Annotated in this window: 15 protein-coding genes; 7 read left to right on the top strand and 8 right to left on the bottom strand. The window is 47.9% G+C overall.

The genetic code is table 11. The features are described 5' to 3' along the window. Positions 1-8 precede the first annotated feature (8 nt). The 4 genes from MHI48_RS03780 to MHI48_RS03765 all read right to left on the bottom strand — a co-directional run bounded on the left by MHI48_RS03780 (position 9) and on the right by MHI48_RS03765 (position 6,014). A complete protein-coding gene (locus tag MHI48_RS03780; RefSeq protein WP_076320369.1) occupies positions 9-2,372 on the bottom strand; it encodes a transglutaminase family protein in 2,364 nt (787 codons plus the stop codon). Then, positions 2,359-3,624: a DUF58 domain-containing protein gene (locus MHI48_RS03775; RefSeq protein WP_076320368.1), complete on the bottom strand. Its 1,266-nt coding sequence runs from the start codon at positions 3,622-3,624 to the stop codon at positions 2,359-2,361. Before MHI48_RS03775 ends, MHI48_RS03780 begins: the two co-directional genes overlap by 14 nt. Then, positions 3,621-4,610, bottom strand: coding sequence for a MoxR family ATPase (locus MHI48_RS03770; RefSeq protein ID WP_076320367.1), 990 nt, complete (start codon positions 4,608-4,610; stop codon positions 3,621-3,623). Before MHI48_RS03770 ends, MHI48_RS03775 begins: the two co-directional genes overlap by 4 nt. 102 nt (positions 4,611-4,712) lie before the next feature. After that, complete coding sequence (locus tag MHI48_RS03765; protein WP_076320366.1) at positions 4,713-6,014, bottom strand: polysaccharide deacetylase; 1,302 nt, start codon at positions 6,012-6,014, stop codon at positions 4,713-4,715. A 240-nt stretch (positions 6,015-6,254) separates the two neighbouring features. On the opposite strand from MHI48_RS03765, the gene MHI48_RS03760 reads away from it, so the two are divergent. From MHI48_RS03760 to MHI48_RS03735, 6 genes are all read left to right on the top strand, one after another. Next, a complete protein-coding gene (locus tag MHI48_RS03760) occupies positions 6,255-6,902 on the top strand; it encodes a DedA family protein (RefSeq protein WP_100526765.1) in 648 nt (215 codons plus the stop codon). Between the two features lie 133 nt (positions 6,903-7,035). Continuing rightward, on the top strand, positions 7,036-8,550 hold the full coding sequence (locus MHI48_RS03755; RefSeq protein ID WP_405143052.1) for a spore germination protein: 1,515 nt from the start codon (positions 7,036-7,038) through the stop codon (positions 8,548-8,550). A 20-nt stretch (positions 8,551-8,570) separates the two neighbouring features. Further along, entirely contained in the window at positions 8,571-9,773 is a 1,203-nt protein-coding gene (locus MHI48_RS03750; RefSeq protein WP_127550914.1) for a Ger(x)C family spore germination protein, read from the top strand. A 6-nt stretch (positions 9,774-9,779) separates the two neighbouring features. Continuing rightward, on the top strand, positions 9,780-10,016 hold the full coding sequence (locus tag MHI48_RS03745) for a hypothetical protein (protein WP_047841432.1): 237 nt from the start codon (positions 9,780-9,782) through the stop codon (positions 10,014-10,016). 18 nt (positions 10,017-10,034) lie between these two features. Next, positions 10,035-11,159, top strand: a complete 1,125-nt coding sequence (locus MHI48_RS03740; protein WP_340019195.1) for an endospore germination permease — start codon at positions 10,035-10,037, stop codon at positions 11,157-11,159. Between the two features lie 99 nt (positions 11,160-11,258). Next, positions 11,259-12,386, top strand: coding sequence for an endospore germination permease (locus tag MHI48_RS03735; RefSeq protein WP_340388925.1), 1,128 nt, complete (start codon positions 11,259-11,261; stop codon positions 12,384-12,386). Between the two features lie 91 nt (positions 12,387-12,477). Here the strand turns inward: MHI48_RS03735 and bcp are convergent, their stop codons facing one another. Genes bcp through MHI48_RS03715 form a run of 4 tightly spaced genes read right to left on the bottom strand, consistent with a single transcriptional unit; the run spans position 12,478 to position 15,621 of the window. Continuing rightward, positions 12,478-12,942 carry a thioredoxin-dependent thiol peroxidase gene (gene bcp, locus MHI48_RS03730; RefSeq protein WP_405143049.1) on the bottom strand — a complete coding sequence of 155 codons (465 nt, stop codon included), beginning with the start codon at positions 12,940-12,942 and terminating at the stop codon, positions 12,478-12,480. A 45-nt stretch (positions 12,943-12,987) separates the two neighbouring features. After that, positions 12,988-13,773 (bottom strand): ABC transporter permease, encoded by a 786-nt coding sequence (locus MHI48_RS03725; protein WP_036668209.1) that lies wholly within the window; start codon positions 13,771-13,773, stop codon positions 12,988-12,990. A 5-nt stretch (positions 13,774-13,778) separates the two neighbouring features. Further along, on the bottom strand, positions 13,779-14,573 hold the full coding sequence (locus MHI48_RS03720) for an ABC-2 family transporter protein (RefSeq protein WP_036614077.1): 795 nt from the start codon (positions 14,571-14,573) through the stop codon (positions 13,779-13,781). Between the two features lies 1 nt (position 14,574). Next, complete coding sequence (locus MHI48_RS03715) at positions 14,575-15,621, bottom strand: ATP-binding cassette domain-containing protein (RefSeq protein WP_036614079.1); 1,047 nt, start codon at positions 15,619-15,621, stop codon at positions 14,575-14,577. A 212-nt stretch (positions 15,622-15,833) separates the two neighbouring features. On the opposite strand from MHI48_RS03715, the gene MHI48_RS03710 reads away from it, so the two are divergent. Then, a complete protein-coding gene (locus MHI48_RS03710; RefSeq protein ID WP_047841428.1) occupies positions 15,834-16,877 on the top strand; it encodes an LCP family protein in 1,044 nt (347 codons plus the stop codon). Positions 16,878-16,954 lie beyond the last annotated feature (77 nt).

Raw genomic sequence — 16,954 nt, 5'->3', positions numbered from 1 at the left:
TCCTTGTGTTACAACGTCTGCAACCGCCGGGCCAAACGAAGTGCCCGGCGCAGGAAGTCCAGGCTGTCCGCGCGCAGCGGACGGTCTGGCCCGTACAGCAGCCGTTCCCAGTCGGCTGCAAACCGCGCGATGTCCGCCCCGTCCGCGCCTGCGGCCAAAGCCGGTGACGCTGCATATTCACGCAGCGTCATACCCGGCGACCGCGGGCCGTACCGGCGCGCGAGCGCGGCCCAGACCGGAGCGGCGGCACGCAGCAGCCGCTCGCGGTCCGGAAAGCTGCTGCGCGGCCACGCCAGCAGCAGCCTTATCCGCAGCGCGGGGCGTAGCCGCCGCATGCGGACCAGAGCAGCGGCGCCCAGCAGGGCCGCTGCCACAAGGGCTGCCGCGAGCCATGGCTCCGCGGCAATGGCCCGTGCGCGGGCGAGCAACCATGCGCCCACATTAGCCAATCCGCCGCTCATATACGGCGGATTCTCCGCAACAGGCTGCGGCCCGGCAAGTGCTGCCACATCTTCGCCCGCGCCTTGCGCCATGGTGAAGCCTGGCGTGGCCTCAAACGGCATCCAGCCTGCACCCGGAAAATATACCTCTACCCAGGAATGTGCATCTCCCTGTGAAATCACATACTGACTGGGCACATCCGGGTCAGCAACTCCGGGGCCAAAACCTTTAACCCAGCGTGCGGGGATACCCTCTGCACGCAGCAACACAATCATAGCTGTAGAGAAATGATTGCAATACCCCTGCCGGGTGACGAATAGAAAATCATCCACAAAATCGGTTCCACGCGGTGGCATACGGGTATCCAACGTATACTCGGCATGAGCAGCCAGATAAGTCTTGACGGCCTGCACAGCGTCATACCGGGTCTCACTGCCTTGAATGATTTCCTTGGCAAGCGTCTTCACTCGACCAGGGAGTGATGCAGGCAATTGCAGATAATCCCTCCGAATGGCTGCCGGATCTTTCCCTTTATTCGTTTCCTCAAGAAGACGTAACTGTTCAGGTGTTGCGACAGGAACCATGACGTCTGCCGAATAATGTTTAACTATCTTATCGTTTCCGGAGCTCGCGAGCCACAATGTTGCCGAATCGCGATTAGACAGCAAAGAAAACATGTTTTCCTGATTATCCTTGTTCTTATCCTGGAACGTTACGTTGACCGGTGTGCCTCCGGTAAAGAGTGGATTTGGTCCTTTCCACTCTCGCTGCATCGTGACAGTTTGGCGAATGCGACTCCAATAGGTTGGATTCTCCCAACCATCAGCACGCAGCATTCCGGATGGACTTGCCGTTTCGAAGCTTTGACCCGGATCACTCCAAGTACTACCGTTATAATATGAACGGGTCTCCCCTCGCCAATACGTCACTTTTGGACTTTTTGCTATAAAAAAGATGGAGTTCCCCTGCACCAACGGTGCTCCCATAGGCGCGTCCGCTGTGCTATATCCCGTGACTGCCGTTGCAGCAGGGATACTACTGTGCTGTGTATAACCTGCCCAGCGAGCTATGCGTTCACCCATCTGTTCCAGAGATATGCGTTCAGGTTGAGGAATGGAAGCAAACTGGCCAGGTAACGCGGAGAGAAGTACCATACCTGCAGAAGCAACGATAGTTACTGCACTCCAACGGCCATAGGGGCTGCCGCGATAACTCGGAGTCGTGACTCCTCCATTGAGACGTAGTAGCTGAAGCAGAGCCTGAATAAGAAAAGTCCATAGGACAGACCGTATTACGGAAGCATACACATCCAGCCCCGCAAAGGATTCAAGCAAAAGCAAATAGAGCAGCGTTGCACTGCCAAACAGCATCACGCTTCGACGTAACAATACGAGGGATTGCACAGAAGCCATGAGCATACTCCAGCCGCACATCATGAACAAACCTCTCGTTTCTGTACTAATCGAGTGGAATCGCCAGTTATTTATAAACGTGTCCATATCCGCTGAAAGTATCCCAGGGTATGCAACGGCCCAACGGACAGGATCACTTCCTCCGTACATCAGACATAGCGCAGTGAGTGCAATGAATAATCGGATCAGTACTCCGGTGATCCATCCTGTACGAATTAACCCCGCGAGCAACAATGCTCCCGTTAATCCCGCCATTACGGACAAGAACCGTTCACTGCCCTGCTGATCTGTTGATGTAACAGGATATATCCACTCCAGAGACAGTATAAGTAAAATGGCCGAAATAAAAATTTTGTACAGGACAGGTACGCTAACATATCCCTCATCCTTTATGTCCGTCACAGAATTCTGGTTCACAGTTTTATATACAGAATAGGCCGATTCTATTCTCGTACGGTCCATTGACTCTAAGCCGACCACAGTGGAATTTGGTTGCTGGTTACCATTACGCTCCCACATCCGTTACCTCCACCTTTCCCAATGAAGATAACGCAACGTCTGTAACCGCATGGATCGGCACCCCGCTGTGACGAATCCGCTCCAAGCTTAAGCTGTCATATCCCAATCCATTCATCAATCTATCCGTTGATCCTAATTGGTCCTGGTTCGCTTCAGTCAATTGCACCTCTACACGATAACCCGACCCGATTGCAGTTATGATCCATTCGGCCAGAACCTGATCCATCTTACCTGTGAGAACCACAATTCGCGACCCACTCGTCAGTCCATCCAGCATCTCCGTTCGAAGCGAAATAGAGCCTGATTGTGCTTTGGATATTCGTGCCCCCGCTAACTTGTCCAGTCCATGATTCTCATCATCTGCATGAAACGGCCCATGTTGCCATTGATCTTGTGCAGCATAGCTCTTATCGCCGCCTTCCATCCACAGATGATAAGGAATGTCATCCCGCTCAGCGGTATGAATCCAGCGGGCAGCTGCACGAACCACTCGTTCAAAAGCAGGTGCATCCATGTTCTCCCGTTGTTTTACGTCATAACCCGACGCGCCTTCATACACAAGGATGCCGAGCGAGGCCAGATCCGTGGTATCAGGCAGAAAGGTCTGAAGTTTTCCCGTTTTAGCTGTACTTTTCCAATGAACTCGTCCCAGTGGGTCACCCTGCTGATATTCACGGAACTCAGGACTACGGTTACCCTGGCTATTTCTTCGCTCTGACAAAGTCCCTTCGATCATCGCTGTGAATTCTACCGAATCACCCTTCCCCCAAGCCGTTGCTTGAGGAACAACAATCAGGGGTGTACCTCCTGCGGTCTCTGCCGAGAGGGTATTCCAGCCAAACATATCACCCCAATACAATCTGCCCGTATCCCATCTGTAGACTCCTCTGCGTAACCCGGAACATTCATATTGATAGGAAAATTGTCGCCGTGTTCCCGGGAAAATCAATTTGCGATGAACACCTGCAGGTGTGTTCTCACACAGAACGATCCATAACAATGGAATACGGCAATTGAATTCCAGTTCGACCAGAACCCGTACCTGCTCGCCTGCCTCAATCCGGTTCGTGTGTATTTTCCGACGGATGTGAATACGCCGTGGTCCGAACCAATGGAAAAACAGACCTCCTGTGAACATCAAGAAAGCTATAACGGATAGAAACAACGCCGCTTTGCCCCCATGCCACTGATACAAGGAAGCAAAAGCCACCACCAAGACAGCACTCACAATCCGTTGTCCCAGCGCAGTCATTGCCTCCGTCCCCTTCCCTGTGATGCCATCTGTACAGGTACCGGGACCGATGACAATGCTTCTTCAATGACCTGTACTTGCCCCCAAACCTCCGCTCTGTTCTGGGCCTTCAATTGAATACGGTGGGAAAGGACAGGCACCGCTACCTCTTTCACATCATCCGGAATGACATAACTGCGCCCTTGAAGATAGGCAAATGACTGCGCCGCAGCCATCCAGGCCAGTGTTCCACGCGGACTGATGCCCAGTCTGACCGCCGGAAGGCTGCGAGAGGCTACAGCAACAGCCACCAGATACTGTTTAACGACCGGATCAACATGTACCTGTTTGACTTCACGCTGCATGGCTACGACCTCTTCAGCAAGCAGGACAGGGCGAAGTTCATCAATCGCTTCTCTACCTTGCATGCGGGTTAACAATTCCAATTCCTGTTCCGGATCGGGATACCCCAGTCCAATTCTCATGATAAATCGATCCAGCTGCGCTTCAGGCAGACGGTACGTACCTTCGAACTGTAACGGGTTCTGTGTCGCCAGCAGAAAGAACGGGCGTGGCAAGGCATAGGTTGTGCCATCAACCGTAATACGTCGTTCCTCCATTGCCTCCAGCAGGGCAGACTGAGTGCGTGGTGAAGCGCGATTTATTTCATCAGCCAGGACAACGTTGGACATGACGGGTCCGGGCCGAAACTTGAATTCAGCTGTATGTGGATGATAGATTGAAGTGCCCGTAACATCTGCCGGCATGACATCGGACGTGAATTGAATCCGGCCCATGGAGCAGTCCAGTGCAGAAGCAACGGCACGAACCAGCATCGTTTTCCCGGTACCCGGCACATCTTCCAGAAGTACATGACCTCCACTGAGCATTGCGGTAAGGACATAACGAATCTCTGTTTTTTTGCCAATAATCACACTCTCAACACGCTTCATGACCCTGTTTAACAATTCAACAGCATGTTCATGTTCCATTCGGATATAAGACATTTCTCTGATCTCCTTCCGTTCATCAGCATTCCTGAACCATAGTAATCTATGATTCAGTGTTGCCCGGAAGTAGAGAGAATAGTCCTGCAAGAATGACTTTCTTCAGATCATTTTATACATAAATATGTTGTTCATTGCCGAAATGGATCTGGAAGTGCCCGCCTTTACCGTCCACTCTGCTTCATTACTGGTTAAGGAATTCACCCTCAACCCCATCTGCTCCAGTAGCTCACGTAACGGAACCCAGATGGTTCCACCTTGACTCTGTACTGCTCCCGTTTCAATTGCCCCGGTTGTAGTCAGTGTTCCACTCACACTGTCTGCATGAATCGTTCTTTCCTTCCATACTGCTATGGCCGTCCTTGTTTCAGAGTCCCAGCGAGTGCTGCCCCCGAATTTTTTCATGAAAGTACGCAATGGCACCATGATTCGCTGCCCCTCCATGCGGAACTCGCCCGGTTGCAAGGTAGCTGCAACCAATCCCACCTCTACCTTCAACTTCTTGCTTGCAAGCCATAACGTCGCGTTCGCTTCTACATGCTCTGCGATCCAGGCCTTTCCTGGCGCCTTGCGGGCCTTATACTTACCATCTGGATGTACACGGAATTGAACTGGTTGATCCGTACTCTTTATGGTGTCAAAACGATATCCATGATCACGATAATATTTGATAATACCCGGAAGTGCTTTTACCGTTTCAGCATGTGCACCACCGTCATGCATCAGGACAATGACGGAACGTGCTCCCGCAGGTACTTTGGTGGAATTGCTGAGGATCTCTTTGGCCGGAACACCTCTACGCTTGGAATCTCCACTGTCGACGTTCCAGTCCATGACGGTGTATCCACCCAGTTGGAGCAAATCAAAATAACTCTGGTCAAAATGCCCGTAGGTACCGCCTGGTGCTCGCACCAGATTCGGACGGAAACCGGTTATACGCTCCAGCACTTCCTCTGTCTGCTTAATCTGTTTCCAGAACACTTTAAAATCACTGTACAGCTGTTCGTATTGATGATTAAACGTATGATTGCCCAAAGCATGTCCATCCTCCACAAGCCCACGGATTAACTCCGGATACCGCTCTGCCTGCTCACCCAGCACAAAAAATGTAGCCAAAACCTTCTCCTTACGCAAAATATCCAATACTTCACGGGTATGGTTACCCGGTCCATCGTCAAAACTCAGATAAACTACCTTGTCTTGAGTATTCTTATCTTCCGGGATTGGATCACCTGAGCCGGAAGCAGAAGATGCATAAGCCGTGCCTGCATATACAGCAAATGCACATAACAATATCGCAATACGCATGAGAATGACAGACCACTGTCCAGCTAAAAACATATGTATGGTTGTTGCAGAGTTTCCCCCTAATTTCTTGATTCTGAATTCCGGTCTCTGTACCATTTACGAATCGACCTCCACCGTCTCTAGTAATTTGCTGATAGACTTCAGCAGATTTGTTAGAATTATATGGAGGCTACATTGAAAAAAGACGTGATTTTGTTTAATATTTTTTCACAATTTGCTATGTAGCCTGATTGATTCTTCGCTTCAGATTAGGTAGCATAATGAACAGGCAGAACACATTAAAACACCTTGGAGAGTATTCATGCTCCCACCCCGTATTCAGGAGAGTGAAATCTATTGGAATTGCTTGAGAAGATCCAACATCTGTTTGGGTCCTACGGATACAGCGTTTTGTTTTTTGGCTTGTTGCTTGAATTCATCGCACTTCCCTTTCCTGGTGAAACAACGATGGCTTACGCAGGGTTTCTCTCCTACAAGGGGCATCTGGACTTCGGAATCCTCACCATACTGGCTTTTCTGGGAACAACGATTGGCATGACCATCACTTATTTTATTGGAGCCAAAGCAGGACTGCCCTTTATAACACGATACGGAAAATGGTTTCTGATGAAGCAGGACAAGCTCGATAAAACGCAAAAGTGGTTCGCCAAGTATGGTAATGCCTTAATCTTCATCGGTTATTTCATTCCGGGTGTAAGGCATTTCACCGGGTATTTCGCGGGCATAGCCGCTGTTCCCTTTCGCAAATTCGCTCTCTACGCCTATTCAGGCGCACTGTTCTGGGTTGTATTGTTTCTGGGCATTGGCAAAATATTTGGCCCTCAGTGGAACGCCGTATTCCATCTGGCTCATCAATATGCAGCATATATCGTGGGAGGAATCGGCCTATTGCTCATCGCAGCCGTGTTCTATCGTTACCGCAAAGCATGGGCAGCAAGATCCACCGTATCCAAGCCAGCCCCTGTTCGACAAAGACAAAAGTAAATTCGGACAAAAGTCCATCTATAATAAGCAGGCAAGGAGTTGCGAATAATCGCAGCTCCTTTTTTTTGTGATAATCCGAATTCATCCAGGTCATACTAACTTGAAAATATAGGGTGTATAGGGAGGTGAAGGCATGAGTGAATCGTCGCTGGAACGCCAAGATCAGAGGCATATCTCTCCGGATCTAAGCGAAAATATGGAATACTGCAAGCAAGTGATGGGGAACAGCAACGACTTGATGATGCGCACTCTCCAGTGTTTACATAAATGGCCTGCAGTCATGTTGTACATTGATGGATTAGTGGATGTGCAGATCCTGAATCACTCCATTATGGAATCATTATTGCAAAAGCGTGATCTCCCTGAATTCTCTGCAGACGATGAACATCTCAGCTACCTCCAGAATGATATCTTGATCGCCAGTGATGTATTGCTGGTTGATGATATGGATGAAGTAATGAATGCACTTCTTTCGGGATCAGCTATCTTACTGCTTGAAGGATCTGTACGAGGATTGAAGATTGGTGCAGCAGGCTGGGAAGATCGATCCGTTGGAGAACCTGTCTCCCAAACCGTCGTTAGGGGGCCTATGGAAGGCTTCAACGAAAACCTGCGTACCAACACATCATTGATCCGCAAACGAATCCGTAATCCTCATCTTTGGATCGAAGAAAGAGAAATAGGTCAGGTTACCAAAACCCGAGTGGCTGTGCTCTATCTGGAACATATCGTGGATCAGGAGATTGTAAAAGAACTGCGTCGAAGACTCGATGAGATCGATATCGACAGTATCCTTGAGAGTGGATATATCGAGGAACTTGTACAAGACGAAACCAGAACTTTATTCCCCACGGTTTACAATAGTGAACGTCCAGATACGGTTTGTGCTGCTTTGCTTGAGGGTAGAGTAGCCATCATCGTGGACGGTACGCCTTTTGTGCTGCTGGTTCCCGCCTTGTTCGTGCATTTCTTCCAATCGCCGGAGGATTACTATCAACGGGCCGATATCAGCACATTGATTCGCTTGATTCGTTATCTGTCCTTTTTTATCGCTTTACTAGCCCCATCCTTCTATATTGCCATCTCCACCTTTCACCAGGAAATGCTGCCGACCAACCTGCTCATCAGTCTGGCAGCCCAGCGTGAAGGCGTTCCTTTCCCCGCCTTCATTGAAGCCATACTGATGGAACTGACCTATGAAATTTTGCGAGAAGCAGGTATACGTATTCCGAAAACGGTCGGTCAGGCCGTTTCCATTGTCGGAACACTGGTCATTGGCCAAGCCGCCGTAGATGCAGGAGTTGTCTCCGCAGCAATGGTTATTATCGTTTCCATAACGGCCATATCCAGTTATGTCATTCCAGAGAATGGACTGTCTATCTCTGTCCGAATTTTGCGATTTGTATTGATGATACTCGCGGCAGCTTTTGGATTCTACGGTATTCTAATTGTTCTGCTCATTACGGTTACACACCTGTGCAGCTTGCGTTCTTTTGGCGTACCATATATGTCCCCCTTTGCACCTCTAATTCAGAAAGATCTGAAGGATACGCTGTTTCGTGTGCCCTGGTCCCGTATGAAAACACGGCCACTCTCTACGGGTACACCGAACAAAACCAGACAAACCACAAAAAAAACGAAGCGTTAATTCGGTAAGGAGAACAACGTATGAACAAGTGCTTCCGATTAATTGTATGCATTGCATTCCTACTCCCTCTCCTTACCGGATGCTGGGATCGCCAGGAGCTGAATGAACTTGGCATTATGCTGGGTCTTGGTGTAGACAAGGATGGCGATTTGATTAAAGTGAGCGCTCAGGTCGTTGTGCCAAATGAAGTTTCCTCCAAGTCAGGGGGAGGCAATGGCACTCCTGTCACGCTGTACGAAGCGTCTGCGCCCACGCTGTTTGAAGCAATTCAAAAGCTGACCGAGACAAGCCCACGCCGTATATTCATGGCACATATCCGTGTACTGGTGTTCAGTGAAGAATATGCCCGTAAAGAGGGCATCTACGATGTTATGGAAGCATTAATGCGAGAACCTACTGTCCGGCCCGATTATTACGTCATGGTTGCTCGAAATACTACAGCTTCCAAGGTATTGGACACACTTACTCCATTAGAGAATTTACCTGCAGAGAAGTTATTTAATTCTCTGGACGTATCTGCCAAGACCTGGTCTCCTACAACGACTGTAACCGGTGATCAGTTGATGGAATATATGCTTACTTCCGGAATACAACCCGTAATCACTGGTGTAGAGGTTTTTGGCAATTCAGAGAGAAGCGGAAGCAAAGACAATATTGCGACGATTAAGTCCAAAGCTCGTCTAGTTTCAACAGGATTGAGTGTATTCAAAAAAGACAAACTGATTGGCTGGTTAACGGAAGATGAATCCAAAGGGTACAACTATATCCGCGACAATGTCGTATCTACCATAGGTCACCTGCCTTGCCGAAAAGGAGGAAATGTGACTTTTAAAACCCTTCGCACCAAGACTCAACGAAAAGCAAAGGTCATTGATGACCAACCTGTGATCCACATCAAAATTAAAAATGTATCTTCCATTGGTGCAGTAGAGTGTGGAATCAAAATTGGTTCGATGAAAACACTCAAAGAGTTGGAAAAGGACAGTGAGGAGCGATTGATAGAACTGATGGAAAAATCCGTGAATTCAGTGCGGCGAAAGTTCCATATTGACATTTTTGGATTCGGTCAGGAAGTTTATCATGCCGATCCTAAATTTTTCAAAAAAATTGAGAAGGATTGGGATCAATATTTTGAGAATCTGGATGTTAAATATGAAGCCAATGCACAGATCAAACGTGTAGGTACACTGGATGATTCATTCAAGGAGGATTTGAAGGAGTGAGACCGGATGTTAATTACAATTACTGTCATTGTCATAGGGGGCCTCGTAGGTATGGTTGATCTTCCAGGTCTCATCCGCCGTAAGGAATGGAGGGAAACAGTTGTGTACAGCGGAATGCTCGTCATAGCCACAGGGTTCAGTGTGATTGCAGCCAACCTGTGGGATTTCCCCAGTCCGCTCTATATCATCATGTGGATCTATGAACCTGTTAATCAATTCCTGGCACATCTGACGGGAACCTAGAAAAAGGAGAGGACCATTATGCTGGAACAGGGGCGCCTTGGAACAAGACAATTGACCACTCTCATCTTTATGATGGTGGTCGGGGATATGATGCTGATCTACCCCTCGGTCATCACGTCCTATGCCAAACAAGACTCCTGGATTTGCGCTTTTATAGGCGTTCCTCTGGGGATGGCACTGATGGCCATGTTCCTGAAGCTATGTAGCATGCACCCAGAAAAAAATCTGGTGCAGATGGCACGAAGCATTCTAGGGTTCTGGCCAGGTACTTTCTTTTCCTGCCTCTACCTGTTCTTTTTCATTATTGGCGCTTCCACACATACGAGAGAAGTCGGCGATTTCATGACCACTCAAATCTTCCCGTACACTCCCCTTCGCATCATCATTCTGATGTTCGTCATCGTGATTGCCTGGGGAGTGTCTCATGGATTAGAGGCGATGGGGCGAAGTAGTGAACTACTGATGCCCGTCGTTATTGTGTTTATTGTCGTTCTTGCAGTCTGCCTGCTTCCTCAGATTGATATCAGAAATTTGAAGCCAGTAAGTGATACGGGTGTTGTCTCTATCTCGCAAGGCATTCTGGTAAGCATTATATATCCAATCGGTGAAGTCGTTCCCATCATGATGATACTGCCCTATGTTGCCAAGCAGGCTCATCGAACACGGGACGTAATTATTGCAGCTGGCCTAGGTAGTTTGGTATTGGCAACACTCGTTACCATATCGTTGCTGGTCTTGGGTGCCTTTCTTACGCAACATAACATATATGCTTCGTTTATTTTGTCCCAGAAAATCAGTATTGGGAACTTTTTTGAACGTATTGAAGCGATTATGGCTTCTTCCTGGCTGATCTCTACGTACTTCAAAGCGATGATATACTTATACGCCTTTATTGTTGGTTGTGCGGAACTGTTCAAGCTTAAGCAGTATCAGATACTGGTACTCCCTGCGTCCATACTTGTGTTCGGATTAGCCAATCTGATCTCACCAAGCATTACTTTTATCGTGATCACCATTGTTCCATATTGGGTAGATTGGGATACTACACTGGGGATCATTCTGCCGGGTTGTCTCCTGCTGATACAATTGCTTAAGTCTTACAGAACATCATCGGTTACTCCAAACAATTCCTCACAAAAATGAGTACAAATTTTTTCGGGGAAGGAGCCTGGTATAGATGGAAAAATGGAGTCCATCCATGAAAGTCATCCATGCTGAATATAGAGAAGGAGAACGGTGTCTATGTTAATTAAGGAGAAAATCACCATTAGGCAATTTGCAGTCCTTACCTTTCTCGTCATGATTGGGGACATGATTCTACTCTACCCCTCCGTGGTTACTGCTTCCGGTAAACAGGATGCATGGATCTGTTCTCTTATCGGTCAACCGATCGGCATGCTCATCATGTGGGTGCTATACAATCTTCATCAGACGCACCCTGATCTTTCCCTTATTGAAATCTGCCAAAAAATACTTGGCCGGTGGGCAGGGTCTGTTTTGGCAGCTGCATATCTATTTTATTTCGCCATAGGCGCTGTCATATGTATCCGTGAAGTCGGTGACTTTATGACCACACAGATCTACCTTCAGACCCCCATCCGGGTCATTCTAATTATCCTTATGTGCGCTCTGGTCTGGGGGCTTATGCATGGCTTGCATACAATAGGAGCAAGTAGTGAAATGCTGACTCCAATCGTTGTTGCATTTATGATTCTATTATTTCTGGGGCTGATGCCCAAAGTAGACAGTTCAAATCTACAGCCTTACTTGGACACCCCTTGGCTTCATCTGATGCAGTCTGTCATTAGAGGGGCTTTCACTTCCTTTGGTGAACTAATCGTGATCACCATGGTTCTTCCTTATGTGATGTCCGGGCCTCACATCAAACGGGACATGTTACTCGCTACTTTATGTGGAGGGCTGTTGCTAACCACATTGTTGGTCATTTCACTGATGATATTTGGCCCCTTTCTGACACAGCATGACATCTACATCTCCTATACCCTGTCCCAAAAAATTAATATCGGCAACTTTTTTGAGCGAATTGAGGCGTTCATGGCGACCGCTTGGTTAATTGCTACCTATTTCAAGAGTCTGCTGTATATGTTCTCCTTTGTCGTTGGAACAGCTCAGCTATTTCGGTTAAAGACATATAAACCTCTCATCCTGCCATCAGCGATGTTATTATTCGCGTTAGCTGTACTGATTTCTCCCAATGTCATTTTCTACACCAATACGATCATGCCCGCTTGGGTGGATTGGGATATCACGGTAAGCTTTATTATTCCGCTATTCCTACTGCTTGTGCATCGGCTTCGTTCGGGCAAGAGCAAGAACAATTCAACCAATCATAAACGATTGCCCACCTAAAAAGGCTGTGTTCACGGTAAATTCCGCGAAGCACAGCCTTTAATGATGAAACGGTTAAGATGTATTTATTCACACATGTCTAAATCATTAATTACAATGTCTTCAAAGCCTCAAGCGCAGCCTCGATATGTCCTTTGACCCGAACTTTGGACCAGTCCTTGATCAATATCCCCTCTTCATCAATCATAAAAGTGGAGCGAACCATACCCATGTACTCCTTGCCATACATTTTCTTCAGCTGCCATACACCGTATTGCTCGGCTACAACGTGCTCTTCATCCGACAACAAGGTGAAAGGCAGTCCATATTTGGCGATAAACTTGTCATGTTGTTTCATCGGATCGGTGCTGATTCCGAGAATGACCGTGTTCAGCCCTTCAAATTCAGCATGTCGATCCCGGAAATCACAAGCTTGTTGCGTACAGGACGAGGTCATATCCTTGGGGTAAAAATAAAGCAGTACCCGCTGTCCGCGGTAATCCGAAAGCTTTACTGATTCTCCCGTACTGGACGGAAGCTCAAAATCCGGTGCCAATTCGCCTACATTTAACGTCATGTCAGTTCCTCCCTAATCTCCCCCATGAAATGCTATAGGGCGTTATTATGAACCTGCTCCGCGATACCGCTTCACGCCAAAATTCCACAACAGCAAGCCCATCGAACCAAACACCAATCCCATCACAGGTGTAAGCAGCGCCATGCGATGCATCTCGGACCTCTCCAGGAACAACGCTGCGGGATAGATCCCCACAAAGGCAAACGGAATGATCCAGGTTAACAGCACCTGAATAGCACGGTTATAGATCGTTACCGGGTAGCGTCCATATCCTTGAATGTTATACATCAACGGCAGGATACCTGTTGGCGCGTCCGAATAAAAGGATAGTGAAGTCAATGTGGTGTAGATGCCGGCATAGATCATGACTGAGCTGAGTGCCAAAATAATCAAGGCAGGGATATGCCACCACTCCAGCATCAGACCCATCTCTGCGCCACTGAAGATCATGATGATCAGGCCGATAAACGAACCCATGAGTGCAGGCGGATCTACATTTTCAAGCAATATCTGGAACAGGTTATGTGCAGGACGTGTCAGGATCCGATCCATCTCACCTTTGACGATGTACCGCTCACTGAATCCCCACAGATTGATAAAACAACTGAAGATGCCATAGGGCACCATAAAATATCCATAAACAAAGAGCACTTCACTCTCACTCCAGCCGCCCAGGTTATCCGTATGGCGAAAGACCACAAAGATAAAGATCAGGTTAGTTGCCTGGAACAGCAGATCCGATAGGATCTCCACCCAGAAATCAGCACGGTACGTGAGTCGTGTTTTCATGTAATTCTTCAAATATTCCCAGATCAGACCCATATAGTACATATCTGTTATCCCCCTTGCACGAACAGACGCTTGCGCGCCTTACGCCAGATCAATACCATCGGAAGCAGCAGTACGGCAAACCAGAACACCTGAATACCGAGTACACTCCAGATGGCGGTACCTTCCACTCTTCCAGTGAAGACGGAACCGGGCAGATACGTAATGGCCTGAAAAGGCAATACTTTCATCACCGCAGACATCCAGCCTGGATACAGGCTGATCGGGATGATTAGACCGGAGAACAAATCAACCACGACGCGTTTCATACGCATCATGCCTTCATTGTTTTCCACAAAGAATGCCGCCAGTCCCGTTATCACATTAATCTGGGAATTAATGAGGAAACTGAAGAACAGCATGACGAGAAAGCCAATCCACGCCGATGGCGCCGTAGGCAATTCAACCGGGAACAGCAGAATGGCAATGAGCATCCCCGGAATCATGAGCAGCAGGAAGCGGAAAATACCTTCGCCAAGACCCTGCATCATTTTGACCATAACGTAATTGATCGGCCTGATGAATTGAATCGCAATGGAGCCATCCCGTATATCTGCGGCAATCTCCCGGTCCAGGTTGTTAAAGTAAAAGGCACGTGCCATCCAGGATACAGCGATGTAAGTGGTCATCTGTGCTGCCGTGAAGCCGCCGAGTTCACCACTGCTACCGTAAATGGCTTGCCAGGTAAAGTAATACACGCCGATATTCAGCGTATATATCAAAATGCCGGAGTAATAATTCACCCGGTATGCCAGCATCGTTAAAAAACGGATGCGCATAAAATCAATAAATGCACTATTCATCTCAGGATACACCCACCGCTTCTTTCCCTGCTCCCACAATCTCGGGACGCTCGGCGGAACCGGATTGGTAAATACTGCGCACAATCTCATCCGTGTTGATCTCAATAATCTGAATATCGGTAATATCGGCTTGTCCAACGACACGTCCGAGTACATCCGAAACATTCAGTTCCAGCGGAATCCATACGGATGCGGACAATTCATTCTCAACCGTCCAACGTACAGGCAACGCAGCAGTCCATTCCTGCATCTGACTGATGTTGTGAGCTGAACCAAATTTGAAACGGATCTCCCGCTCCTTACCCCACTGGGATTTGAGATGATCCAGACCTCCATCATAAATGATGTTGCCTGCATCAAGCATGATCACCCGGGAACACAGTGCCTCAATGTCCTGCAAATCGTGGGTTGTGAGCAGAATGGTCGTTCCATGCTCCTTGTTCATGTCTTTCAAAAAATCCCGAATTTCCGACTTCACGACAATATCCAAACCAATAGTTGGCTCGTCCAGGAAAACAATACTTGGATTATGCAACAAGGCTGCCACTAACTCGCAGCGCATACGCTGACCAAGACTGAGCTTCCGTACCGGACGACTTAGCAGGTCCTGTAACTGCAACCGCTCAACCAGTTCATCCAGCCGTTTGCGGAAATCGACCTCTCCGACACGATATACTTTGCGCAATAAATGGAAGGATTCGATAACACCAATATCCCACCACAATTGACTGCGCTGACCAAAAACAACACCTATATTCTGTACAAACTTCTCCCGTTCCTGATACGGAACATATCCACCAACCGATATTTGCCCTGAAGTAGGCACCAAAATGCCAGTCAACATCTTGATCGTTGTTGATTTACCGGCACCGTTCTCCCCAATATATCCACATATTTCACCCTGCGGAATCTGAAACGAAATATCATTTACAGCCAATACCTCTTGGTATTGGCGTGCAAACAGGTCCTGGAATGCGCCCTTCAGCCCACCTCGGCTTTTCTGGACGCTAAACGACTTGCGCAAATCTTTGACATCAATCGCCAGCATGATTATACCTCACTTGGATTTTGTTGAAATTGCTTGTAGCCCAAAAAGAAATTATAATGGTATCAGTCAAAATTCAGCAAGCTTTAAAATAGTCTGGAGCCGCGTCCTGCCCTTATGTTGGGAAAAGACGTGTACGGAAAGCTTCGACTAGTTCTTACTTGAATACTCGAACTCGTTTTTTTATTTCATCTCAAATACAAAGGAGAGCTAGCATGACCAGAAAGACGAAGAGAACCATATGGATTTCTCTTGCCGCCTTCGTGTTAATTATTGGAGGAGCAGCGGCATATTACTTCGGTTCTATTCTCAATCAGTTGGACGGTTTGGCAAAGGACGGCGACGATTCACCATTTGCAGGCATCGAAAATGTGGAGAAAGTAAATACGCCTGACCCACCCAAATGGGAAGGCACAGAAACGGTAAATATTCTCGTTATGGGTGTCGATGCACGTGGATTGAAAAAAGGTGAAGTTCCTCGCTCCGACAGCATGATGGTTGTATCGCTCGATCCACTGACCAAAAAAATCAATCTGTTCTCCATTCTGCGCGACACTTACGTCAATATTGACGGATATGGCAAGGAGCGGATCAACACCGCTATCACCCATGGTCCTAATGCAGCGATGCAAGCTGCCGGCGACCTGCTCGGCATTCCTGTACAGTATTATGTGTATACGGATTTCCAGGGATTCATCAAATTGGTGGATGCCGTTGGCGGTGTTGATTTTGATGTGGAGAAAGACATGCACTATACAAGTAAAGCAGACAACAACGAATACGATATTGATCTCAAAAAAGGGTATCAGCATCTGGATGGCGAGACAGCGCTCATGTACGTTCGTTTCCGCCATGATGCGATGTCGGATTTCGCTCGTTCCGAGCGTCAGCGTGAGTTGCTGAAAGCTGTAACAGCGAAAATGCAGTCAACAACTACCATTGCCAAGCTGCCTGCCATTCTGGAACAGGTTAATCCTTACGTAGATACGAATCTGACACTCTCCGACATGTGGAAACTGGGTGGACTCGGATACCAGAGCAGCATGAACGGCAGTGAGCAGATTCCGCCAATGAACTTGCTGAAAGAAGAACGTACAGCAGGCGGTGCGCAAGTATTGACGGTTACCAATGAAGAGAAATTGAAGCAGCATATTCAGGATATTATTCACCCGCCTGCTACTACGGATGATAGTACAACCAGCACCGAAGATAAAACAGCCAGTGGTGACGATCAGAAGTCAGAGCAACCGGCTCAGTAATCTAAACATGCAGAGGGCAGCCATTACGCTGCCCTCTCGTTGTGCCCGGCTATACTATTATGAGAAAATCATCATAT

The sequence above is a fragment of the Paenibacillus sp. FSL H7-0942 genome, assembly GCF_045040715.1.
GTDB classification, from domain to species: Bacteria; Bacillota; Bacilli; order Paenibacillales; family Paenibacillaceae; genus Paenibacillus; species Paenibacillus amylolyticus.
The sequence above is the reverse complement of the archived record's forward strand: the minus strand, read 5'-3'. Positions and strand labels throughout refer to the sequence as shown.